Origin of the sequence: Kitasatospora sp. NPDC093679 (assembly GCF_040683455.1) — a bacterium.
Lineage (GTDB): Bacteria > Actinomycetota > Actinomycetes > Streptomycetales > Streptomycetaceae > Kitasatospora > Kitasatospora arboriphila.
In genome coordinates this window covers 1-22986 of sequence record NZ_JBFBDW010000057.1, presented here as the reverse complement: position 1 = coordinate 22986, position 22986 = coordinate 1, and the positions used below count along the sequence as shown (strand labels likewise).

The following is a 22986-nucleotide window of genomic DNA, read 5'->3' as shown; positions in this document are numbered from 1 at the left end:
CCCGCCCCCCCCCCCCCCCGCCGTGCACCCCACCCCCCCCCGGCCCGGCGCGCGCACCCCCCCCCGGGGGCGCGGGGAACCGCACGGTTCCCCGCGCCCCTATCGGTCCTCGGCCGTCAGTACGGCTTCACCAGCACGTGGGCGGCGCCGGGGATGCCGACCTTGAGGAGTTCGTCCTCCTCCGGCGTGGTGGGCGTGCCGGTCTCCTGCTTGAGGACGGCCCGGGACAGCGCCTGGACGAACATCGCCCGCGGCCGGCGGCGCTCCTCCCAGGCCCGCAGCGCGGCCGGCACCGAGTCCGCGGCGTCCAGCTCCTGGGCGAGCACCAGGGCGTCCTCGACCGCCATCGCCGCGCCCTGCGCCAGGTGCGGGGTGGAGGCGTGGGCGGCGTCGCCGGCCAGCACCACCCGGCCGACGTGCCAGGGCTCGTCCACGGTGACCTGGGAGATCCGCGAGTAAACCACTGCGGCCGGGTCGGTGACCTGCGCGAGCGCCTCGGCGACCGGGCCGCCGAAGCCGGCGAGCCGCTCGGCGAGCTGCTCGTGGGCCCGCTCCGGGTCCGGGCGGAAGTCCTCGGCCTCGGCGAACACCGCACCCAGGTACATGAGGTCGTCGGTGATCGGGGTGAGCAGCGCCTTCGCGGCGAGGTTGCCGGTGCTCATCACCACGCCCTGCACCTCGGGCTGCCGGGGCACGGTGACCCGCCAGTTGGCGAAGCCGGTGTACTCGGGGCGGTAGCGGTCGCCGTACAGGCGGGTGCGCAGCGGGGAGCCGATGCCGTCGAAGCCGACGACCAGGTCGAAGCGGCCGGCCGAGCCGTCGGAGAGCGTGACGTCCGCGCCCTCCCCGTCGTCGGCGAGTCCGGTGATCGTGGTGCCGAAGCGGACGGTCGCGCCGGCCTCCGCGGCGGCCCGGCCGAGCACCTCGGCGAGGGCCGGGCGGGGTATGCCGTTGTTGGCGGGGGCGTCGTCCATCCGCGGCTGCGGGATCTTGGCCAGGGTGGCACCGGACGGGTCGCAGATGGTCAGCACCTCCCACTCGAAGCCGGCCTTCAGGCAGTCCTCCAGGACGCCGAGTTCGCGCATCACGTGCAGGGCGTTGGAGGGCTGGATGATGCCGACGCCGAGGGCGTCGAGCTGCTCGCGGAGTTCGGCGACCTCGACGGTGTGGCCGCGGCGGGCGAGCGCGACGGCGAGGCTCAGCCCGCCGATGCCGCCGCCGTGGACGAGGACGCGCAGGGGTGTTGCCATGGTCTCTCCGTGGGTTCGGGGGACGGCCGGGCAGGGGAGGCCGGCCGCGTGGTGCGGGAGGACGGCGGGGACGGGTGCCGTGGCTCTGCGGCGGGGCGCGCGGGCGGGTCAGCCGGCGACCGGCAGCGCCATCAGGTGGTCGACCAGGGCGAGCAGCACGTCCCGCCCGAAGGGCCGTTCCCGGACGTCGCCGACCAGCATCGGCACGTGCGGGTCGAGGTCGAGGGCGGCCCGGATCTCGCCGGGCGTGCGGGTGTTGACGCCGTGGAAGCAGTTGATCGCCACCACGAACGGGATGCCCCGGCTCTCGAAGAAGTCGATCGACGCGAAGCTGGTCTCCAGCCGGCGGGTGTCGGCGATGACGACGCCGCCGAGCGCGCCGTTGACCAGGTCGTTCCACATGAACCAGAACCGCTCCTGGCCGGGCGTGCCGAACAGGTACACCACCAGCTCGGGGCTGACGGTGATCCGGCCGAAGTCCAGGGCGACGGTGGTGGTGTCCTTCTGGTCGACCCCGGCGAGGTCGTCCACGCCGACGCTGGCGGTGGTGAGGTACTCCTCGGTGCGCAGCGGGGCGACCTCGCTGACGGCACCGACCATGGTCGTCTTGCCGACGCCGAAGCCGCCGGCGATCAGGATCTTGACCGCGGCGGCGCCCGCCTGGGTGGTCGTCATCTCAAAGCCTCCTCAGTCCCTCACGTACGGCGGCCAGCAGGCCGCGGTCGGCGCCGCCCGCGGCCCGGGCCACCGAGATCGGGGCCCGGGCCGTCAGGAGGCCCTGCGCGACGAGGTCGCCGAGCAGGATCTTGGTCACCGAGACCGGCAGGTCGAGGTCGGCGGCGACCTCGGCCACGGCGGCCGGCGTCCGGCACCGGTCGACGATCATCCGGTGCTCGGGCTGCAGCCGGCCGGGCCGGACGGGCGCGCCGTAGGCGTCGACCGGCTCCTGCACGGTGGTGAGCAGGGTGATGAGGGTGAGGTCGTCGCGCTCGGGCGCGGTGCGGCCGCGGGTGATGGTGTACGGCCGGACCATGCCGTCCGCGCCGTCGTCCCCCTCGTCCTCGTCCCAGTACGACGTCACCCGCGCTGCCCGCCGCGGGCGGCGAACGCGTCGAACTCGCCGCGCTGCGGGGTGCTGAGCTTCTGGCCGACCTGCTGCACCAGGTTGTGCATGGCGAGCGACATGACCTCCGCGTCGACCTCCTGGGAGGCGACGACGGCGAGGTGGGTGCCCTGGCCGGCGGCGATGACGAACAGCCACAGCTCGGCCAGTTCGACGATCACCTGGTGGACGGGGCCGCCGGCGAAGAGCTGGCCGACGCCGCGGGCGAGGCTCTGCTGGCCGGTGGCGACGGCGGCGAGGCGCTCGGCGTCGGAGCGGTCGATGGTGCGGGAGTGGCTCACCACGAGGCCGTCGTCGGAGAGCAGGACGGCGTACCTCGTCCCGGCCACCGAGTCCACCAGGCCGTCCAGCAGCCAGTCGAGGTCCTGGTGGGTGGCGATTGTGCGCGTCATGACCGGTCTTCTCTCGTCGGGATGGTGTGGGTGTTCCGGGTGTTGCCGGGGTGGGGCCGCCCGCCGGGCTGCGGGGTCTGCACGGTCGGCGGGACGGCACCGGAGCGCGCCTCCCGGGACCGCCGCTGGAACGCACCGATCGCCGCTCCGGCCCGTCGGGGGGCCGGCCGGAACAGCGGGTTCTCGTCCCAGCGCGGCGGCGCGGGGGCGGCCGGCGGGGCGGCCGGGTCGATCCGCAGCTCGTCGACCAGGCTGGCCTGGCGGACGCGGCGCGGCAGCGGGGGTTCGCCGCCGGGCAGGGCCGGCACGGGCGGCGGAGGGTAGCCGCCGGTGCCGGGGAAGGGCGCCGGGGCGGGGAACGGCGCGGGCACGGCCGGGGCGACCGGCACCGGCGGCACGAGCTCGGCGGGTGCGGGCACCCGGCCGGGCCACGAGTCGGCGGTCACCGGCTCGGGACGGTACGGCGCGGGCAGCCCGTACGGGGCGGGCGCGCCCTCCACGGACGGCACGGCGGCGGGGAAGGGCTGCTCGTGGCCGGCGGCCCGCTGCTCCTCGGGCTGCGCGCCGAGCGGCTCGTGCTGCGGGTACGGGTCGCCGGGGGTGTACGGGTCGTCGATCGGCACGTACGGGACCTCCTCGGACACCGGGTGGAGCTCCACGGGTGCGGTGACCGGGTCGGGGGCCCCGGGGAGGGCGGTGATGCCGGCGAGCGCCCGGCCGCGGGACCTGGTGGGCAGGCCGCCGGCCGTCTGCGGTGCCGCGACGGCGGTGGGGCGCGCCGTCGGGTCGGGGACGATCAGCTCCTCCGGGACGAGCACCACGACGCGGGTGCCGCCGAAGGCCGACTGGCGGAACTCGATCCGCAGGCCGTGCTGGTCGGCGAGACGGGCGATCACGTAGAAGCCCATGCGGATGTCGTCGCCGCGGGCGAGCACGTCGGCCCGGGGCGGACGGGTCATCAGCTCGTTGGCCTCGTCGATCTGTTCCTCGTCCATGCCGAGGCCGCGGTCCTCGACCTCGATCGCGACGCCGCGGCTGACGCGGCCGGCGCGGACCTCGACCGGGTTCGGCGGGCGGGAGAAGCTGAGCGCGTTCTCGATCAGCTCGGCGATCACGTGGGCGACCGGGCCGACGGCGCGCTCGGAGAGCCACGGGCTGCCGTCCAGGTCGATGACGACCCGGCGGTAGTCCTGCACCTCGCCCTGGGCGGCGCGCATCACGTCCAGCAGCGGCACGGGCTTGCGCCAGCGCCGGTGCGGGGTGCCGCCGGCCAGGATGACCAGGTTCTCCTCGTAGCGGCGCAGGCGCGCGGTGAGGTGGTCGAGGTCGAAGAGGCCCTCCAGGATCTCCGGGTCCTCGTGGCGGCGCTCCAGCGCGTCGAGCTTCTTGAGCTGCTGGCCGATGAGCAGCTGGGTGCGGCGGGCGATCCGCTGCAGTAGGCGTTCGAAGCCGCGGTGCTGCTCGGCCTGGGCGACGGCGGCCTGCAGGGCGCTCGTCCGGGCGAGGTTGAACGCCTCGCCGAGCTTGGCGAGTTCGTCCTCGGTGCGGGCCCACGGGTCGCGCTCGATCGCCCGGGCGTGCTCCTCGACGTCGATCTGCTCGCCGTTGCCGAGGCGTTCGACCACCTCGGGCAGGGCGTTCTCGAGCTCCTCGGCCTGCTGCTGCAGCCGGCCGATCCGGCGGCGCAGGGTGCGGGTGAGCCGCCAGCTGGTGAGCGCGACGACGACGACGGCGATCAGGCCCACGACGGTGGTGAGGAGCAGCCGGACGGCCAGGGTGACGATGCTGCCCTTGCCCTCGTCGACGACGAGCCCGGTGCGGTGCTCCAGCAGGCCGACGAGTTCGGGGGTGAGGGTGTCGATCGACTGGCGCCAGGCGTCCTTGTCGACGCCGAGGGCGATCCGGCCGTTGCGGTCGGGTGCGGCGGGCCTCAGCAGCTGCTGCTCGGCGCGGGTCTTGGCCTGCCAGGCCGGGCTGCCGGCGATCTGCTGCCACATGGCGGCCTCGTCGGCGGGCAGGTAGGGCGCGACCTTGGTGCCGAACTGGAAGTCCTGCTCGGCGACGGCCTGCCGGAGCTGCTGGTAGTCGTCGGTGCCGAGCGAGCCGGTGGGCCAGCCGCGGGCCAGCAGCGCGTCCGAGCGGGAGATCATCTCCTTGCCCCAGAACAGGTCGACCAGCGGCTGGGAGATCGTGGTGATCCGGCCGTTGTCGACGTGGCTGAGCGAGGCGAACAGTCGCAGGTCCACCGCGATCAGGTCGGTGTAGTACCGGTAGACCGCGGCCTGCTGCTGCTCGCCGCCGCTGTCGACCAGGGCGCGCTGCGCGGGCAGCTGGCTGATGGCCTGCCGGGCCTGCCGGACGGCCTCGCGGACCTCGGTCGGCGCGTCGTCGGCGGCGACGTCGGAGAGCTTCTGGAACTCGCGGACGGCTTCGTCGGTCTTGGTGCGCTGGGTGCGCAGTGCGTCGCCGACGCCGCCGTGCGCGGCGAGGACGTCGGCGCTCAGGCGCCGCTCCTCCTGGAGGTTGTAGTAGACGATGTTGGACGGCTGGCCGGCCTTCTGCGCGAGCAGGCCCTGGGCGGCCTGGCGCTGGAAGTCGAACAGGAGCTGTCCGCTGGTGACGGCCCACAGGGCGGCCAGCGCCACTCCGGGAACGATCGCCAGCACGAGCAGGGTCGCGCGGAGCGACAGCCGGCCCGTTCTGATCCGCCGAGGCGCGCGCGTGCGCAGGGCATTCTCCTTGGAGATGACACCAGTCGTTCGGAACTGGTCGAATCTGATAAGGACTCTGACGGATGGATATTAGCCACACCGTATAACGACAAGGAAAGTCGCCATGACGGCGCGGCGCCGGTACGGCGCCGCCGCAGTGCCTCAACACCCGCTACGACCAGGCATGATGAGCCGCCGCAGGGACCAACGTCCCGATGTTCGACGTCTCTTCGCCGTGGGCCGGATCCGGCCTGCGCGAACTGCCCTTCCCGACACCGGAACTGAAGGTACGACTGGTGCGGGACCGACCCGCGAACCATCCGTCAGGGCCGCCGGCCGAGCCGCTCGGAGTCTAGCGCTCCACTTGCCGCGGGGTGAGGTGATCCTGTCAGAATGTCCGTGGAAATCGAATCCGAACGGTCGGAATCGCCCCGAACGGTCCGCGAATCTCCCAGGATGAATCAGCGATTCACACGATCGCCGAGAACTCCGTCCAGGCCTCCGCGAACATCTCGTGCAGCGGTCGCGGCGGCAGCAGCCGCGGAAACGGGCCCGAGGTCTCCTTCCGGAACTCGCGGCCGGCCAGATGGGTCGCCGGCTTGGCCGTCTCCAGCAGGAGTTCGGGCGCCTTGAGCTCCGTCCAGGGCCCGGCGGCGAAGGCCGTCCGGCCGGCCCGCGACCGCTTGCCGGTCTCCACGGGTCCGGCCGCCGCCAGCTCGGCCTGGGCCGCCCGGTGCCGGGCCGGCGTCCAGCCGTTCCAGCGGCGGACGTTCCGGTCGGTCGGGCGGGCCAGCGCGAGCAGCTGCAGCAGCAGGGCGGCCGCTGCCGGACCTCACGACCCTGCGGCCGCTCGCCGTCCGGGCCCTCGACCGGATCCTCGCCGACCGGGCCGAAGCGCGGTCGCGAGCTGGACGGACCCGCGGGACGGCCGGGAGTGGCTCGCCGGACTCGAGCGCCTGCGCGAGGTCCTGACGGCGCCGTCGCCCGGCGGCCCTCAGACCGCGGGGACCGCCGCGGGGACGCGGGCGCCGGCGAAGGTCACCGAGCGGCGGGCGCGGAAACCGAGCGACTCGTAGAGCCGCAGGGCGCCGGTGTTGTCCTCGGCCACGTGCAGGAAGGGCCGCTCGCCGCGGGCCCGGATCCCGGCGGCGACCGCCCTGACCAGCCGGGTGCCGAGGCCCTGGCCGCGGTGCGCGTCGTCGGTGCAGACGGCGCTGATCTCGGTGTGGCCCGGCGGGTGGAAGCGTTCGCCGGCCATCGCGACCAGGACGCCGTCGCGGCGGATGCCGAGGTAGCTGCCGAGCTCGACGGTGCGCGGCAGGAAGGGGCCGGGCCTGGTCCGCTCGACCAGGGCCAGCATCTCGGGCACGTCGGCCGGACCGAGCCGGACGGCCTCCGGGTCGGGGGCCGCGGCCACGCCCTCGTCGACGAGCTGGATCCCCTCGATCCGGAAGGTGACCTGCCAGTCCGCGGGCGGCGGGACGGAGACGGCCGCCGTCACCACGTGCCCGCCGGGGCCCGCGAGCACGGCGGCGTCGGCCCAGTCCTCGGCCCCGGGCTCGTCCGGCATGCCGAGGAAGGGGGTGACGTCCGCCGGGTAGTGCAGCAGGCGCCCGAGCCGGCCGGCGAACAGCGCGTGCGGCCCGGCCAGCGCCGCGCGCACGGGGTTGTCCAGCGGATGGGTGCCGTTCGTGGTGGACATGCGTTCCCCTGCTCGGATCGGTGGTGTCGATGACAGCACCGGAGGCGGCCGGATCCTTCCCGCCGCCCCGGGCCTCCCACCGGGCGGGGAGCGGTCAGGCCGCGTCGGGCGCCGGGCCGAGGACGTCGTCGACCTCGGCGAGGAACTCCCGCCACGGCTCGGAGGCGCTGTCGCCGCCCTCCTGCTGGGCGGCGGCCGAGGTGTGCATGATCCACCAGCGGAAGCCGTTCCAGAGGTGCTCGTTCCCGGGCGGGAGCAGCACCTGCGCCTCGGCCAGCCGGCCGAGCATCGCGGGTTTGGCCTCGGCCAGCGGTGCCCCGTCGTCCAGAGAACGCTGGTAGTCGCCGAGTTCGTCGAAGAGGACCCTCAGCCGGGTCAGGTCGGTCATCCGTCACCACCTCGTGCACATGGGGGCGCCGCATGCTGCCGTTCGCGGGATCAACCCCAAGTCGTCACGCTGTCTGCGCAGTTGTGGCCGTCATGCTAGGCCGGTCGGCGGCGGGCCCACCGGGATTCCGGGCTTTCGCACGGAATCGGACCGAACCGGTCCCGATCGGTCCGGCCCGCGGGCGATACCGGCCCGGCCCTGTCAGCCGGGTCGCTGCGCCAGGGTCCGGAAGGTCACCGAGACCCGGCGGCCGCGCGGCACCCGGCCGTCCGGCCCGGGGTCGCTACGGCGGGCGGGGATCGCGTGGCGCCAGGCGTACCGGGCCGGGCCGGTCAGCACGGTGAGGCCGCCCGGTGCGAGCGGCACCGGGACCCGGCGGCCGCCCGCCGGGTCGGTGAAGTCCATGACGGCGGCGGAGCCGAGCGAGAGCGCGGCCACCACCGGGCCGAAGCAGGGGACGCAGTCCACGTGCGCGCCGATGCCCTGGCCGGGCAGGTACTCGTTGACGATCACCTGCTCGGCCGGGGCGTCCAGGTGTCCCTCGTCGAGGAGCCGGGCGGCCAGGGCGAGCGCCCAGTCCGGCAGCGGCGGGGCGGGCTCGACGGCCGGCCCTGCTGCCAGGCCGCGCCGGCCGTAGTCGTACCGGTGGCCGTAGTGCTGCACCCGCCGCCGCAGCTGCGCCGACCAGGGATCGGCGTCGATCCGCGCCAGCAGCCCGGCGCAGCGCCGCTCGGCCAGCCAGCCGTCCACCTGCACCAGCCCGGGCACACCGGCCCCCGCCGCACTCCCCCGGTTCTCGGACACGGCCGCAGGCTAGCCCTGCCCACCGACATCCGGCCGTTCCCGGCGGAGGGGTACGGTCGGTCGTCCATCACGATCTTCAAAGAGGGACCATGGACACGGACGGGACCGCACGGCCGGGCCGCGCCCGCTGGACGGCGGTCGTGCTGGCCAATCTCCTCACCGGCTGCCTCGGCGTGCCCGCGCTGCTCGTGCTCCTGTTCTTCGTGCAGAGCTACCCGCTGGTCTGGATCGGCCTCGGCAGCCGGGATCCGAACGACAACGACGGGATCCTGCCGTGGATCCTCCTGCTGGGCCCGCTGTGGGCGGGCACCGTCGCGCTCTGGTTCCTCGTCAACCTGGGGGTGGCCCGGCTGACGGGCCTGCGCGGCCGGCGGTTCTGGTGGACGGGCGCGGGCCTGGCCGCCGTCCCGACCGCGCTGCTCGCCTTGTACAGCGCGATCTGATCAGGGCGCTGCGGACCGGCTCAGCAGGCGATCGGGGACGGGCCCGGGGCGGGCTCTGCACCGGGAGCGTCGCGTCGTCGGACTCGCGGTTCCACTGGAGGGCGCCGTTCTGCCCGCCGATCCGGAGGTCCTCGCCGCCGTCGCGGGCGTCGGCGAGCGTGACGGCGGTGACGTGGTCCACCGACAGCGCGGTGGTGTGCCGGACCCGCAGCCGGGCGTGGCGCTGCCGGATGGGAGGGACGGGTACGGGCGGCGGTGCGGGGCATGGCGGTACGCCCTTTCGCAGACCTGGTGGGGGGTGGTGCGGGGCACCCGTGGGCCGGGTGCCCCGCACGGGCTGCGGCAGGCCGTGCGGCGGTGTCAGCTGCAGGCGGCGCCGTTGAGCGTGAACCGCGCGGGCGGGGTGTTGCTGCCGGAGTAGGTGCCCTGGAAGCCGAAGCTCGCGGTGGCCCCGGGGGCGAGGGTGCCGTTCCAGCCGGCGTCCTTGGCGGTGACGGCGGCGCCGGTCTGGGTGACGGTGGCGTTCCAGGCGTTGGTGATGCGCTGGTCGCCGGGGTAGGTCCAGCCGGCCGTCCAGCCGTTGACGGTGGTGGTGCCGGTGTTCTTGACGGTGACGGTCGCGGTGAAGCCGGTGCCCCAGGCGTTGTCGACCTTGTAGGCCACGGTGCAGGGGGCGGCGGGCGGGGCGGTGTCGTCGTCCGCCTCGGTGGCGGTGAAGGCGCCGGCCTCGACCCCGGTGCCGCCCGCGGTGAAGACGGCGCTGCCGTTGGCGGTGTCGGCGTCCTGGGCGGCGGAGACGGTCACCTGCTGGGCGGTCGCCCAGTTCGCGGGCGTGAACACCAGGGAGGCGGCGGCGGCGAGGTCGGTGTCGCCCGAGGTGCGGGCGACGGTGACGGTGACGTTCTGCGCGGGGGCTGCGGACAGCCGGACGGCGACCGCGGCGGAGCCGCCCTCGGGGACGGTCACCGCGGCCGGGGCCACCTGCACGGCGGGCACGGTCGGCTGCGGCCCGCCCGGGTGCTCCGCGGCGAAGGCGGCGAGCCAGGCCAGCGAGGCGTTCCAGTTGATCGCGACCTCGTTGGTGGAGTACGAGCCGATGTCGTCGACGTAGCACGCGGCGGGGGCGCAGCCGGTCAGCTTCTCGGCCGCGACCGGGTCCTGCAGGCCGGAGTCGGGGCCGCCGGCGAAGGAGCCCGCGGGCGGGTGCGGCAGCGAGGCGTCGTTCTGGTGGGCCCAGAAGCGGTGGTGCTGGTTCTCGGAGGCGTTCTCGCCGTAGCCGGTGACGTAGGAGCGGTCGAGGGCGTTGCGACCGAGCAGGTAGTCGAGGGACTCCAGGGCGCCCGCCCGGTAGCGCTGCTGGCCGGTGAGTTCGTAGGCGACGGCCATCACCACGGCGTCGTTGGCGACGGAGCTGTTGGAGCCCCAGACGTAGCCGTCGGCGGCGATCGGGACGGCGTAGCCCTGGCCGGCCATGGTGGCGAGGTACCCGTCGGCGGCGGTGGTGAGCCGGCCGCGGAGGCGGGCGAGGTCGTCGGCGGGCAGGGCGACGCCGGGGACGGTGGCCAGGGTGATCCGGCCGAGGGTGGCGGTGCCGCCCCACCAGGGGGCGTCGGCGGGGGCGGTGTGCAGGGCGGAGGAGGTGACGGCGTCGCGGTACTGCGCCTCGCCGGTGGTGGCGAGGAGTTCGGCGGCGGCCCAGTAGAACTCGTCGGAGACGTCGGCGTCGTCGTAGGCGCCGCCGCCGGTGCTGTCGGTGCCGGGGGCGAGGACGTTCGGGTCGGCCTTGGCGGCGGCCCAGGCGCGGCGGGCGGAGTCGAGGCACTTGGCGGCGAAGGCGGCGTCGTACGGGGCGTAGACGCGGGCGCACTGGGCGGCGGTGGCGGCCAGGTTGAGCGTGGCGGCGGTGGACGGCTTGTGCAGTTCGCGCTGCTGGGAGTCGAGTTCGGGGCGGGTGGGCAGTCCGGTCCACTGGGCGTCGTGGACCTTGTGGAAGGCCATGCCGGCCATCGGCTTCCCGGCGGGGACCTGCATCCGCATCAGGAAGTCGAGCTCCCAGCGGGCCTCGTCGAGCACGTCGGGGACGCCGTTGCCGCGCTCGGGCACCTTCAGGGTGGAGTCGCCGAGGGCGGCGTCGGTGCCGGCCCGGTGGGCGCGTTCGAAGGAGTTGACCAGCTGCCAGGTGGCGATGCCGCCGTTGACCACGTACTTGCCCTGGTCGCCGGCGTCGTACCAGCCGCCGCGGACGTCCAGGCTGTAGTCGCAGACCCCGGCCTGGCAGGGCACCGAGGTGTCGCCCTTGTTCGGGGCGACGCCGAGGTGGCCGGCCGGGCGGGCCCAGGCGGCGCCGGCGAGCGAGGCGTCGATCGGGATGCCGCTGCGCTGCTGGTAGAAGAAGGACATGCTGTCGGCGCGCAGGCCGTCGTAGAGCGCGGCCGAGATGTCGAAGGGGTGGCTGGCGCGGCCGTCGACGACCAGGGTGTAGCCCGTCCCCGCGGTGCCGTAGGCGGTGAAGTCGACCAGGTGGGTGGCCTGGCCGGAGGCCGGGTCGGCGCCGTGCACGGTGGTGGAGCCGGAGGCGACGGCCGCCCCGGCGGCGTTGCGCAGCTGCCAGGCGAGCGGGGCGGTGGCGCTGCTGACCACGGTGGCGCGCTTGGGGCCGTCCGGCAGGTAGCCGAGCTGGTTGACCCGGACGGGGGTGTCGGCGGCAGCGGCGGCGGTGGCGGCGGTGGCGGTGGCGGGGGCGGCGGCGAGCGCGCCGGTCAGCCCGGTGGCGGCCAGGGCGAGGCCGGTCAGGACGGCGGCCGCGCGGCGCGGCAGCCGGCGGGCGGCGGTGGCTGGGGGCACGGGTGGGGGCCTTCCTGGGGCGGGGAACGGGGCGGGGATTCGGGCAGCACAGTATGGGAGCGCTCCCAAAGGCCAGTGAAGCCAGTCCGCTGAGAGCACGTCAAGAGGCATGCACACGGCGGCCGTTCGGTGATCCCGAAGGGAGCGCTCCCGCATCGAAAGCGAGTAGACAGCGTCTACGGGCATGCTGTAGACACTGTCTACCATGGACGAGGAGAACATCGGGCTGCGTGAGCGGCTGATCGGGGCCGGGGTCGAACTGCTGGCCGCCGAGGGGGTGCAGGCCCTCACCCTGCGCGAGATCGCCCGCCGCGCCGGCGTTTCGCACGGCGCGCCGCGGCGGTACTTCCCCACCCATCTGGAGCTGCTGTCCGCGATCGCCCGGCGGGGATTCGCCGAGCTCGGTGACCGCGTCGCCGCAGCCGTCGCCGACGGGCCGCAGGACCCGAGGGAGCGGCTCACCGCCCTCGGCCGGATCTATCTCGAGTTCGCCCGCACCGAACGCGGAATGTTCGAGCTGATGTTCCGCCACGACCTGCTGGAGAGCAATCGGCTGGGCCTGCGGAAGACCAGCCTGCCGCTCTTCGAGGTGCTGGTGGACCTCGTCTCCCGGGCCCGCCCGCGCGGCGGCACCGGACCAGCGGTCGCCGCCGCCGCCCTCTGGGCCAACCTGCACGGCACCGCCCAACTCTGGTCCTGGGGAAGCCTGCAGCTCGCCGCCGGCACGGAGGACGTCGAACTGCTGCTGCGCGCCGCACTCGACGCCCATCTCGGGACGGTGCAGCCATGAGCCCCTCCCCCCGGCTCACCCTGGCCGCGAGCACCACCGGCGCCGTCCTCGTCGCACTGGACGGCACCGTGCTGACCGTCGCCCAACCCGCCCTGCAACGCGACCTGCACGCGGACTTCGCCCAGGTCCAGTGGACCAGCACCGGCTACCTCATCGCCGTGGCGAGCCTGCTGGTCCTGGCCGGGCGGCTCGGCGACCGGTACGGGCACCGGCGGGTGTTCGCCGTCGGCACGCTCGGCTTCGGCGCGGCCTCGGCCGGCATCGGGCTCGCCCCCGGCATCGGCTGGGTGATCGCCCTGCGGATCGTCCAGGGCGTCTTCGGCGCCCTCCTGCAGCCCGCCACCCTCGGCATGCTCCGCGCCGCCTACCCGCCGGAACGGCTGGCCACCGCCGTCGCGATCCGGACCAGCGCCATCGGCGCCGCCGCAGCAGCCGGCCCGGTCCTCGGCGGGGCCCTGGTCACCGCACTCGGCTGGCGGGCCGTGTTCGCCCTCAACGTCCTTCCCGCACTGGTGATCGGTGTGCCGGCGCTCGGCCTCCGCGGCACACCCCCGACGCCCTCCGCGAGCGCGGCCTCCGCACCCGTACGGCTCGACCCGGTCGGCGCCGCGCTGCTCGGCACGGCCCTGGCCTGCCTGGTGCACACCCTGGTCGGCCTGCCGGAGACCGGGTGGACGGCGTCCGCCGCCCTCGGGGCCCTCGCAGCCGCGGCGGCCGGCGCCGCCTTCGTCCGGCACGAACGGCGCACCGCAAGCCCGTTGGTGCCCCCGGACCTGGTCGGCTCCCGGGCCGTGGCCGCCTCGCTCGGCGTCCTGGTCACCGCCTCGGCGGCCATGTTCGGCACGCTCTTCCTCGCCGGCTGGTACCTGCAGGACGTCCTGGCACTGGACCCGTTCTCGGCCGGCCTGCGTGCGCTGCCGCTGGCCGCCGCCATGGTGCTCGCCGCACCGCTCGCCCCCGTCCTGCTGAAGCGGTACGGGCCGCGGCGGACCATCGCCTCGGCCATGGCGCTGCTCACCGCCGGCGTCCTGGTGCTCGCCCGGCTGGACCGGACGGCCGGGGCGCTGTCCACCGGTGCCGGATTCCTGTTGATGGGGGCCGGGTTCGGCGCGGTGATGGTCGCCGCGACGGCGGTGGTCGTCCGCCGGGCCGCCACCGCCCACGCCGGGGTGGCCGGCGGACTCCAGCAGACCGCCATGAACACCGGCCCCGCCCTCGGCGTGGCCTCCGCCACCACCGCCCTCGCCCTCTTCGCCGGCACCCCGCACCCGGCCGGCCCCGCCCTGGAGAACGCCCTGGGCCCGTCCTTCGCCCTCCTCTCCCTCGCCGGCACCGCGGGCACCGCCCTCGCCCTGGCCCTCCCCCACCGCACGGCCCCCGCCGACCCGGCCTCCTCCGACCAGGCCCCCGCCCACGCGGGTCCACGGCAGTCGGGCACCTCGTAGGGGCGCGCGGGGCGGCCTCCGGCCCGGGGTTCCACGGACGCTAGGGTGTCGCGGACCGTCCGCATGATCGACACCGCCGGGAGCCCGCCGATGACCCGGAACCGCACGAGTGCCCTGTTCGCAGCGGTGCTCACCCTTGCGGTGGTCGTGGTCTACCTGGGCCTCCCCTCCGACCCGGACGTGGAGTACACCAACGACTACGCCGACCACACCGCGCTGCAGGTGGCCGGGTACCCGTCCTCGGAGACCCTGGAGGTGGTGCAGAAGGCGGTCTGGCGGATGGCCGACGGCGACGCCGGGCGGCTGTCGGCCCTGGCCACCTCCGACGGTTCGAAGACCCGGGCGCTGACCAATGCCGAGATCTGGGTGGAGGCCTTCGGCAAGGGCGCGCAGGGCAGGGTCACCGCCGAGTTCATGGGTCCCGCGATCGACCGGCAGGCCGTGGTGCTCTACTTCCACGACACGGGCCGGCGCATGGCCCTGCACCTCCGTCTCGACGGGAACGCCGGCGAGGACGGCTGGAAGATCGGAATGAACGAGACCGACCCGAAGACCGCGGCTGCGGAGCCGACCTGGGCACCCACCGCCCCCGGCACCGGCGTTCCCCTCCCCCCGCGCTGACCGTCCGGCCGGGGACGGCCGAGGGCGACAAATTGGATGGATCGGTCGGCGGCCGCCTCCTACAGTGACGGGGTCCCACCACCCCGACCAGGAGCGGATCATGCGCGTGAGCTACCCGCGGACCCCGCACCTGCCCTGGTCGCCGGGGGCCTCGGCGGACGACGTCCGGGCGGGCGGCCTCGACGGGCTGCGCGGCCGGGAGGTCGTCGTCACCGAGAAGCTCGACGGTGAGAACACCACCCTCTACCGGGACGGCCTGCACGCCCGTTCGCTGGACTCCGGCCACCACCCCTCGCGCGCCTGGGTGAAGGCCCTGCAGGGCCGGATCGGCCCGGCGGTACCGGCCGGCTGGCGGGTCTGCGGCGAGAACCTGTTCGCCCGGCACTCGCTCGCCTACCGCGAACTGGACAGCTGGTTCTACGGATTCTCGGTCTGGGACGACACCGACCACTGCCTCGGCTGGGACGACACCGTGCGCTTCCTGCGCCGCCTGGGCGTCCCGGCCCCGCGGGTGCTGTGGCGCGGCGTCCTCGACGAGAAGGCCCTGCGCGCCCTGCGGTTCGACACCGAACGGGTCGAGGGGTACGTCGTCCGCACCGCCGAGGGCTTCCCCCGCGCGGAGTTCGGGCAGCGGGTCGCCAAGTGGGTCCGCCCGCACCACGTTCGAACCGACACCCACTGGATGCACGCCGCGGTCGTGGAGAACGGCCTCGGCCCGGCGGCCGCCCTCTGGGCGGTGCGCTCCGGCGCGCCCGCCGACCTGCCCGCCCTGCTCGGCGCCGCCGGACTCGACCCGGAGCGGGCACCGGCCGCCGAGGCGGCCGCGGCCGAGGTCTCCGCCCGGCTCGACGTCCTCGGCCGGCGCGGCGACGCCCGGCTGGCCGGCGTCCTGGCGGCCGCCCTGCCCGGCAGCAACCGGGCCCGGCTCGCCACCACGCTCGCCGCACCGCTCGGCATGCCGCTCGCCCGCCGGGTCGCCGACCTGGTCGGCCTGCACCCCGTCGTGCAACGCCCCTACCCGGACGAGGACCGCCGGGCCGGCCTCGTCCGGCTGGCCCAGGCCGCGGACCTCGGCGTGCTGCACGCCGTGGCCGCCGCCGTCACCGCCGGCCGGGCGGACGCCGAGGCGGACGACGCCCGCGAACAGGCCGCCTGGTCGGCGCTGCACGCCGAGGACGCCGGACTGCTCGGCGAGGCCCCGCTCGCCGCCCTCCGCACGGGGCTCCGCGAGGCACTCGCCGGTCTCCGGCCGGACGCCGCCGACCGCTGCTGGGCCGAGGCCCGGGAGGCGTTCGCGCTCGGCCGGGTCTCCGGGGTGGACGACGCCGTGGCCGCGGCCTGGCGGTGGCGCTCCGGCGCCTTCCCGCACCTGGTGCAGCTGGTCGGCCCGTCCGGCAGCGGCAAGAGCGTCTTCGCCGAGCGGCTGCCCGGCACCGCCGCCCGGATCTCGCTGGACGGGCTGCGCGAGGAGCGCGGCGACCGCGGCGACCAGCAGGCCAACGGGGACGTGCTGCGCGAGGGGCTGGACCGGCTGGACGCCGCGCTCGCCCGCGGCGGCACCGTCGTGTGGGACGCCACCTCGCTCAACCGGCAGCAGCGCTCGCTCGTGCAGGGCATCGCGCAGCGCCGCGACGCCCTGGTCACCCAGGCGGTGCTGCTGGTCGGCGAGGCCGAACTGGTCCGCCGCAACGCGGTGCGGCCGCACCCCGTCCCGGCCGGGGTGCTCGCCCAGCAACTGCGCCGGTTCGGCCCGCCGTACGCGGGCGAGGCGCACCGCACCTGGTACGTGGGCGAGGCCGGCGCCGTCGAGGACACGGCGGGGACGATCGACGGGGAGGACGCCTGATGCGCACCAGCGAGGAGATCTACCACCGCGTCCGCTGGGACGCCCGGTTCGACCCGTCCCGGTTCGTGCTGGTCGTCCAGCAGCGCGGCGCCGACCCCAAGCGCGTCCCGCTGGACGGCTTCGCCCCGGGCGGCGACATCCCCTGGCACCGGGTGCTCTGCGTGGAGGCCGACGGCGAGACGGTCTGGGACCGCGCCGCCGGGGTGGACCGGCTGGACACCACCGCGGCCGGCCGGGCCGGCGACGGGCGGCGGCTGCACGCCCCGTTCTTCACCGCCCGCACCCCGCACACCTGGGACGGCTCCGCCTGGCGGCCCGCCGACCGCCCGGCCGGCCGGCCGCCGCGCGGCACCGTCCGGGTCGTCACCTGGAACACCCTGTGGGACCGCTACGACAGCGAGCGGATCGACACCGCGCGCCGCCGCCCGCTGCTGCTGGCGGCACTCGCCCGCACGGACGCCGACGTGATCGCGCTGCAGGAGGTCGAACCGGCCCTGGTCGACCTGCTGTTGCGCGAGCCCTGGCTGCGGGACGGCTGGACGGTCGGCACCGACCCCCGCGGACGGGACGTGCCCGACTGCGGACTGCTGCTGCTCAGCCGGCTGCCCGTGCTGGAGGCCGGCCGGCACCCGCTCGGCCCGCACAAGGCGCTCGCCGCGGTCGTCGTCGACACCGGCAGCGGGCCGCTCACCGTGGCCGCCACCCACCTGACCAGCGACCACAGCGAGGACGGGCCGGCCCGCCGACGGGCCGAACTGGTCCGGATCGCCGAGGGCCTGGCCGGCGTCGAGGGCGACCTGGTGCTGGCCGGCGACTTCAACGACGGCCGCGGCGGCGCCGAGGGACCGGCCGCCGTCCTCGGACTGCAGGACGCGTGGAGCGCGGTGCACGGCCCCGAGGACGGCACCCCCACCTTCGACCCGGGCGCCAATCCGCTCGCCGCGGTCTCCTCGCTCTCCGGCCGGGCCTCCCGGCTGGACCGCGTGCTGCTGCGCCCCGGCGGCCCGCAGGCCCGCTCCGCCGTCCTGCTCGGCGACCGCCCGGCCGCGGACGGCCTCCACCCGTCGGACCATTACGGTGTGGCGGTCGAACTGGGCCCCGGCGGGGCCGCACCCGGCGGCGTCTTCGACGTCGGCCCGTCGGTGCGCACCGCCCTCGCCTGGCTGCCGCCGGACGCGCTGTGGCCCGCGGTCCAGGCCGTCCGGGCCGAGCACGACCCGCAGATCCACCGCTGGCCGCCGCACGTCAACGTGCTGTACGGCTTCGTCCCCGAGGCCGAGTTCGAACAGGCCGCACCGCTGCTCGCGGAGGCCGCCGCCGAGGCGGCCCCGTTCACCGCCCGGCTGGCCGGGGTGCACGGCTTCCGGCACCGCAGCGGCTCCACCGTCTGGCTGGACCCGGCCGCCGACGGCGCCGGTCCGTGGCAGGCCCTGCACCGGTCCCTGCTGGAGCGGTTCCCGCGCTGCCGCGGACGCTCGGAGGGCTTCACCCCGCACCTGAGCCTCGGCCGGACGGACGATCCGCGGGCACTCGTCGCCGAGTGCACCGCCCGGCTGCCCGAGGCCGCGGCCCCGGTCGGAGAGCTGGTGCTGCTCTCGCGGCGCGCCGAGGAACCGATGCGGCCGCGCGCCGTGCTCACCCTCGGCACCGGGGAACTCCGCTGGCTCCCCGAGCCCGCCGCACCGGCCCCCGACCCGGCACCGGACGCGCTCGCCGACCGCACCGCCCGGCGGCTCGCCGAAGCCCTCGGCGAGGGCGTGCTGCACCTCGTCGGATCACGGCGGACGGGCTGCGCCCTGCCCGGCGCCGACCTGGACCTGGTCGCCGCACTGCCCGGCGAGCCCGACCCGCCCGCGCTCGCCGCCCGGGTGGCGGCCGCGCTGCCGGAGGCCGTCCGGCTGCGGCAGGTCGTCGGCGCCCGGGTACCGGGCCTGCGCTTCACCGTCGACGGACTGGCGGTCGACCTGGTGGTCGTGCCGACGGGCCCGCTCGACCCCGCGGAGGCGGTCGAGCGGCGGGCCGAACTCGGCGAGGCCGCGGCCCTGGCACTCAGCGCCGTCTCGGACGCCGACGCGCTGCTCGCCGCCGTCGGCCCGCGGCGGGCCGCCTTCGCCGCCCTGGCACGGGAGGTCAAGGCCTGGGCGAAGGCCCGCGGCCTGGACTCGGCGCCGTTCGGCGGGCTGCCCGGACTCGCCTGGGCGGTGCTCGCCGCCCGGACGGCCCGGGAGGCACCGGACCTCGACGGCGAGGACCTGCTGCGGCACTTCTTCGGCAGCTGGGCGGCCCGGGACTGGCGCGAACCGGTCGGCCCGCCGGTCGGCCCGCCCGGGCCGGTCACCGTCGCCACCCCGACCGCCCCCGTCCGCTCCTGCACCGCCCAGGTCACCACCGGCGGACGGGAGCTGCTCACCCAGGAGCTCTACCGGGCCTGGGAGCTCCTGGAGTCGGCGGCCGCCACCGGCGCCGACCCGCGGCCGGGCCTGCTCGCCCCGCCGCCCCTGCACCGGCGGCACGCCGCCTGGGCGGTGGTGACGGTACGGCCGGGCCGGGCCGAGGAGTTCGAGACCCTGCTCGGCCTCGTCCGCGGCCGGATGCGGGCCCTGGTCGCCGCCCTCGACGAGGCCGGTGCCACCGACGCGCACGCCTGGCCGCACCCGTTCGCCACCGGCCCCGCCACCGCCCGCTTCGCCGTCGGCCTCGGCCGCACCCCGCCGGACGCCGACACCCTCGCCGCCGTCACCGACCGCTGGACCCGCGGCCTGCCCGGCGTCGAGGTCACCCGGACGGAGGGCGGCGGGGTGCCGACCCTCTACTGACCGACCGCCGGTCCGTCGGCGGTCCGGCCCATGGCGTGGAGCTGCTCCCGCCGGGCGTCCAGCGCCTCGGCGAGCACCTGCGGGCGGTGGGGGTCGGCGGGGTCCATCGCCCCGGCGGCCGCCACCGCCTCGTCCAGCAGGGCGAGCCGGGCCTCCGGGAGGTGCGCGATCTCCTTGCCGAGCTTCACCAGGGCGCGGGAGAGCTTCGGCAGGTGGACGGCCGGGCTGTCCACGGCCAGCAGCCGGTGCGCGGTGACCCGCTGGAGCCTGCTGAGCTTCCCCGTGCCGAGCAGCAGCACCCGGGCCCGCAGGACGGCGTCGTCGTTCATTCCGTTTCCCCCTTCGCGTCGCCACCCCGATCAGCCCGACCCGCCGTCAGGGCAGCACGGCGGACGCCCCGGTGCCTCCACAGGGGAGTCCGGGCGCGTGGGAAGGGGTGGGTCCGTCGAGTGTGCGGGGTGCGCCCTGCCCCGGACAAGATCGAACCGGGGTGCTCTCCGTCCTACCGCCGACCCCCTCCGACCCGGCATGATGGACCCGACACTCTCCCGGCGGCCCCCTTCGGGCGGTGGCCCGCCACCCCGCAGCGACACTGACCGTTCGTCAGACAGGTGCTCCGCGCAGCCTTGACGCGGGCACGACGGGGTTGCTTCGCTGTCCTGGCTCACTCAACACCGCCCCCCACGCGGAAGCCGACGAGCGTCAACTTGCCGTGGCCCACGGGTGGCGGGCGCACTCCGTACACCCAGCCATGGAGGACCGTTGAGCACCATCAGCACCCTGAGAGTCGGCGCGGTCGGCGCCGTCCTCGCCCTGGTCATGGGGGCCGCCGCACAGACCGCGAGCGCCCGGGCGGAGGCCCCGCCGCAGCCCGGCCGTGCGCACTCCGCCGTGCAGGCCGTCGAGGAGGAGACCGCGCGGGCGGTCGCCGCCTCGCTCGGTGACGCCGCCTGGCGGGACGGCCTGCGGGCCGCCGTCCGCGGTGGCGCCGAGGTCGACCCGGGCACCCTCGCCTCGCGCGCCTCCGGCGCCGCCGCCCACCGGCTCGCCGCCTCGGTCGCCGACGGCAACGCCCGCGTCCTGGCGGCGAAGGGCCTGGACGCCGCGACCGGCCCGCTGCTGCGGCTGCGGCTCGGCGACCCGTCGATGCGCGCCGCACTGGACGCGGGCACCGCGCCCTGGGTCGCGGCCGCGCCGGCGAGCGACCGGGCCACCACCCTCACCGCCTACGACGCCCGGGGCCGGGCGCACGTCCTGGACGCCACGCAGGTGCCCCGGCAACCGGTCTACCTGGTCGACCTCGACGTGACCCGGGCGCTGGCCGGCGGCGCCGAGATCCTCCGCCGCACGCTGGGCGGCGCCGCGGTGAAGCCGCAGGCGGCCGCCGCGGACGGCTGGTGGGGCACGAAGATCGACGCGATCGAGGTGTCCGACGACGAGGAGCCGTGGTTCAAGGGCGCGGCCGAGATGTACGCCCTGGTCACCGGCTTCGGCACGGACGGCAAGGTGCGGGTCGACCCGGTCGACATGCCGTACCTGGACTACGACGGGACGGTCTACCGGCCCAACCAGATCCTGGTGAACTGGTCGAACTACAAGTACGACCTGGCCGACGTGGTGCTGATGGAGGAGGACGGCAGCACCAACTACCAGGCCCTCGCCAAGGCCATCGCGGCCGTCCTGCTCACGGTCACCGACCAGGGTGCGTACATCCCGCTGGTCAACGCGGTGCTGGACGCGATCCCCACCGAGTGGTGGACGGACGACCCGGACTACGTCGACTCCTGGTACACCCTGGCCCGGACGTCCTCGGGCCGGCTGAACGGCGCCCGGGGCAACGGCTGGATGAACGTCTCGCCGTACTGGGTGTCCGCCTTCTGATCTGCCCTGATCGGCAGCAATTCCCGTGGAAATGTGGACAGATCGGATAGATTGGTCCACGGAACACCCGGCCGCCGCGCGACGGGCGGGGCGGCCGGGCCCCACGACGAGGGAGTGCTGCTCTGATGGCCCAGCAGGTACGGGGTGTGATCGCGCGGTCCAAGGGTGCGCCGGTCGAGGTGGTGACGGTGGTGGTGCCCGACCCGGGGCCGGGAGAGGCGGTGGTGAAGGTGCAGGCCTGCGGGGTGTGCCACACCGACCTGCACTACCGCGAGGGCGGCATCAACGACGAGTTCCCCTTCCTGCTCGGCCACGAGGCCGCGGGCGTGGTGGAGTCGGTCGGCGAGGGCGTCACCGACGTCGCCCCGGGTGACTTCGTGATCCTCAACTGGCGTGCGGTGTGCGGCGACTGCCGGGCCTGTCGGCGCGGCCGGCCGTGGTACTGCTTCGCCACCCACAACGCGAAGCAGAAGATGACGCTGACCGACGGCACGGAGCTGTCGCCCGCGCTCGGGATCGGCGCCTTCGCCGAGAAGACGCTGGTCGCGGCGGGCCAGTGCACCAAGGTCGACCCGGCCGCCTCGCCCGCCGCGGCGGGCCTGCTGGGCTGCGGCGTGATGGCCGGCCTCGGCGCGGCGATCAACACCGGCGGGGTGGGCCGCGGCGACTCCGTCGCGGTGATCGGCTGCGGCGGTGTCGGCAGCGCGGCCGTGCTCGGTGCCCGGTTGGCCGGCGCGTCCCGGATCATCGCGGTCGACGTCGACGCCCGCAAGCTCGCCGCCGCGCAGAAGCTCGGCGCCACCCACACCGTGGACTCCTCCGCCGCGGACGCCGTCGAGGCGATCCGCGAGCTGACCGGCGGCAACGGCGCGGACGTGGTCATCGACGCGGTCGGCCGCCCCGAGACCTACAAGCAGGCCTTCTACGCCCGCGACCTCGCCGGCACCGTCGTCCTGGTCGGCGTGCCCACCCCGGAGATGCAGCTGGAGCTGCCGCTGCTGGACGTCTTCGGCCGCGGCGGCGCCCTCAAGTCCTCCTGGTACGGGGACTGCCTGCCGAGCCGGGACTTCCCGATGCTGATCGACCTCTACCTGCAGGGCCGCCTCGACCTGGACGCCTTCGTCAGCGAGACCGTCCCGCTGGACGGCGTCGAGCAGGCCTTCGAGCGGATGCACAAGGGCGAGGTCCTGCGATCGGTGGTGCTGTTCTGATGGCCGCCCGGATCGAACACCTCGTCACCTCCGGCGAGTTCACGCTGGACGGCGGCACCTGGCAGGTCGACAACAACGTCTGGATCGTCGGCGACGACGAGCAGGTGCTGGTGATCGACCCGGCCCACGACGCCGAGGCGGTGGCCGCCGCGGTCGGCGACCGGCGGCTGCTCGCGATCGTCTGCACCCACGGGCACAACGACCACGTCAACGCCGCCCCCGGGCTCGCCGACCGGACGGGCGCGCCCGTCCTGCTCCACGCGGAGGACGGCGTGCTCTGGCAGCAGACCCACCCGGGGTTCAAGCCGGACGGCGAGCTGGCGGACGGGCAGCGCCTGACGGTGGCCGGCACCGAGCTGACCGTGCTGCACACCCCGGGGCACAGCCCCGGCGCGGTCTGCCTGTACGCGCCCGGCCTCGGCACCGTGTTCAGCGGGGACACCCTCTTCGCGGGCGGTCCCGGCGCCACCGGCCGGTCCTTCTCCGACTTCCCGACGATCATCCGCTCGATCAGCGAGCGGCTGCTCGTCCTGCCGCCGGAGACGGTCGTCCGCACCGGCCACGGCGACTCCACCACCATCGGCACGGAGGCCCCGCACCTGGAGGAGTGGATCGCCCGAGGCCACTAGGGCTTGTGTGATGTTGTGATCAGTTGGGCGGTCGTACGAGGTCGTCTATCCAGATCATCGAGGCGCGAAGATGGAGGCCGGCGAGGTAGC

The 22986-nt window shown here is 75.5% G+C and carries 21 protein-coding genes; 9 read left to right on the top strand and 12 right to left on the bottom strand.

Annotation, left to right across the window (positions count from 1 at the left end; all coding sequences use genetic code 11):
* Positions 1 to 116: 116 nt before the first annotated feature.
* The 9 genes from AB0O09_RS32260 to AB0O09_RS32220 all read right to left on the bottom strand — a co-directional run bounded on the left by AB0O09_RS32260 (position 117) and on the right by AB0O09_RS32220 (position 8370).
* Positions 117 to 1250 carry an FAD-dependent monooxygenase gene (locus AB0O09_RS32260; RefSeq protein ID WP_363547977.1) on the bottom strand — a complete coding sequence of 378 codons (1134 nt, stop codon included), beginning with the start codon at positions 1248 to 1250 and terminating at the stop codon, positions 117 to 119.
* 108 nt (positions 1251 to 1358) lie between these two features.
* Positions 1359 to 1925: an ATP/GTP-binding protein gene (locus tag AB0O09_RS32255; RefSeq protein ID WP_344624173.1), complete on the bottom strand. Its 567-nt coding sequence runs from the start codon at positions 1923 to 1925 to the stop codon at positions 1359 to 1361.
* 1 nt (position 1926) lies between these two features.
* The gene (locus AB0O09_RS32250) at positions 1927 to 2331 is read right to left on the bottom strand and encodes a DUF742 domain-containing protein (protein WP_363547974.1); all 405 of its coding nucleotides are present in this window, start codon (positions 2329 to 2331) and stop codon (positions 1927 to 1929) included.
* Positions 2328 to 2765: a roadblock/LC7 domain-containing protein gene (locus AB0O09_RS32245; RefSeq protein ID WP_344624175.1), complete on the bottom strand. Its 438-nt coding sequence runs from the start codon at positions 2763 to 2765 to the stop codon at positions 2328 to 2330. Before AB0O09_RS32245 ends, AB0O09_RS32250 begins: the two co-directional genes overlap by 4 nt.
* Positions 2762 to 5431: a nitrate- and nitrite sensing domain-containing protein gene (locus AB0O09_RS32240; protein ID WP_363547970.1), complete on the bottom strand. Its 2670-nt coding sequence runs from the start codon at positions 5429 to 5431 to the stop codon at positions 2762 to 2764. Before AB0O09_RS32240 ends, AB0O09_RS32245 begins: the two co-directional genes overlap by 4 nt.
* Positions 5432 to 5945: 514 nt before the next feature.
* Positions 5946 to 6173, bottom strand: a complete 228-nt coding sequence (locus AB0O09_RS32235; RefSeq protein ID WP_363547968.1) for a hypothetical protein — start codon at positions 6171 to 6173, stop codon at positions 5946 to 5948.
* Between the two features lie 297 nt (positions 6174 to 6470).
* Entirely contained in the window at positions 6471 to 7178 is a 708-nt protein-coding gene (locus AB0O09_RS32230; RefSeq protein ID WP_363547965.1) for a GNAT family N-acetyltransferase, read from the bottom strand.
* A 94-nt stretch (positions 7179 to 7272) separates the two neighbouring features.
* The gene (locus tag AB0O09_RS32225; RefSeq protein ID WP_363547963.1) at positions 7273 to 7566 is read right to left on the bottom strand and encodes a hypothetical protein; all 294 of its coding nucleotides are present in this window, start codon (positions 7564 to 7566) and stop codon (positions 7273 to 7275) included.
* 201 nt (positions 7567 to 7767) lie between these two features.
* Positions 7768 to 8370 carry an alpha-ketoglutarate-dependent dioxygenase AlkB gene (locus tag AB0O09_RS32220; RefSeq protein ID WP_363547960.1) on the bottom strand — a complete coding sequence of 201 codons (603 nt, stop codon included), beginning with the start codon at positions 8368 to 8370 and terminating at the stop codon, positions 7768 to 7770.
* A gap of 89 nt (positions 8371 to 8459) precedes the next feature.
* Between AB0O09_RS32220 and AB0O09_RS32215 the strand changes: the two genes are divergently transcribed.
* Positions 8460 to 8813: a hypothetical protein gene (locus tag AB0O09_RS32215; protein WP_363547958.1), complete on the top strand. Its 354-nt coding sequence runs from the start codon at positions 8460 to 8462 to the stop codon at positions 8811 to 8813.
* Here the strand turns inward: AB0O09_RS32215 and AB0O09_RS32210 are convergent.
* The gene (locus tag AB0O09_RS32210) at positions 8701 to 8994 is read right to left on the bottom strand and encodes a hypothetical protein (RefSeq protein WP_363547956.1); all 294 of its coding nucleotides are present in this window, start codon (positions 8992 to 8994) and stop codon (positions 8701 to 8703) included. The two genes, AB0O09_RS32215 and AB0O09_RS32210, sit on opposite strands and share 113 nt — an antisense overlap.
* Positions 8995 to 9173: 179 nt before the next feature.
* Complete coding sequence (locus AB0O09_RS32205; RefSeq protein WP_363547953.1) at positions 9174 to 11657, bottom strand: glycoside hydrolase family 9 protein; 2484 nt, start codon at positions 11655 to 11657, stop codon at positions 9174 to 9176.
* Positions 11658 to 11862: 205 nt separating this feature from the next.
* Here AB0O09_RS32205 and AB0O09_RS32200 point away from each other — a divergent pair, with 205 nt between their 5' ends.
* From AB0O09_RS32200 to AB0O09_RS32180, 5 genes are all read left to right on the top strand, one after another.
* Positions 11863 to 12447: a TetR/AcrR family transcriptional regulator gene (locus AB0O09_RS32200; RefSeq protein ID WP_363547951.1), complete on the top strand. Its 585-nt coding sequence runs from the start codon at positions 11863 to 11865 to the stop codon at positions 12445 to 12447.
* Positions 12444 to 13892 carry an MFS transporter gene (locus AB0O09_RS32195; RefSeq protein ID WP_363547949.1) on the top strand — a complete coding sequence of 483 codons (1449 nt, stop codon included), beginning with the start codon at positions 12444 to 12446 and terminating at the stop codon, positions 13890 to 13892. The genes AB0O09_RS32200 and AB0O09_RS32195 overlap by 4 nt, the downstream gene beginning before the upstream one ends.
* A 90-nt stretch (positions 13893 to 13982) precedes the next feature.
* On the top strand, positions 13983 to 14513 hold the full coding sequence (locus AB0O09_RS32190) for a hypothetical protein (protein ID WP_363547946.1): 531 nt from the start codon (positions 13983 to 13985) through the stop codon (positions 14511 to 14513).
* 100 nt (positions 14514 to 14613) lie between these two features.
* A complete protein-coding gene (locus AB0O09_RS32185) occupies positions 14614 to 16359 on the top strand; it encodes an RNA ligase family protein (protein WP_363547943.1) in 1746 nt (581 codons plus the stop codon).
* Positions 16359 to 19175 carry a poly(A) polymerase gene (locus AB0O09_RS32180; protein ID WP_363547940.1) on the top strand — a complete coding sequence of 939 codons (2817 nt, stop codon included), beginning with the start codon at positions 16359 to 16361 and terminating at the stop codon, positions 19173 to 19175. The genes AB0O09_RS32185 and AB0O09_RS32180 overlap by 1 nt, the downstream gene beginning before the upstream one ends.
* Here the strand turns inward: AB0O09_RS32180 and AB0O09_RS32175 are convergent.
* Positions 19169 to 19504, bottom strand: coding sequence for a hypothetical protein (locus tag AB0O09_RS32175; RefSeq protein WP_363547937.1), 336 nt, complete (start codon positions 19502 to 19504; stop codon positions 19169 to 19171). The two genes, AB0O09_RS32180 and AB0O09_RS32175, sit on opposite strands and share 7 nt — an antisense overlap.
* A 433-nt stretch (positions 19505 to 19937) precedes the next feature.
* Here AB0O09_RS32175 and AB0O09_RS32170 point away from each other — a divergent pair, with 433 nt between their 5' ends.
* The 3 genes from AB0O09_RS32170 to AB0O09_RS32160 all read left to right on the top strand — a co-directional run bounded on the left by AB0O09_RS32170 (position 19938) and on the right by AB0O09_RS32160 (position 22896).
* On the top strand, positions 19938 to 21056 hold the full coding sequence (locus tag AB0O09_RS32170; protein WP_363547934.1) for a DUF3103 family protein: 1119 nt from the start codon (positions 19938 to 19940) through the stop codon (positions 21054 to 21056).
* A gap of 125 nt (positions 21057 to 21181) precedes the next feature.
* Positions 21182 to 22267 carry an S-(hydroxymethyl)mycothiol dehydrogenase gene (locus tag AB0O09_RS32165; protein WP_363547932.1) on the top strand — a complete coding sequence of 362 codons (1086 nt, stop codon included), beginning with the start codon at positions 21182 to 21184 and terminating at the stop codon, positions 22265 to 22267.
* Positions 22267 to 22896, top strand: coding sequence for an MBL fold metallo-hydrolase (locus AB0O09_RS32160; RefSeq protein WP_363547930.1), 630 nt, complete (start codon positions 22267 to 22269; stop codon positions 22894 to 22896). Before AB0O09_RS32165 ends, AB0O09_RS32160 begins: the two co-directional genes overlap by 1 nt.
* Positions 22897 to 22986 lie beyond the last annotated feature (90 nt).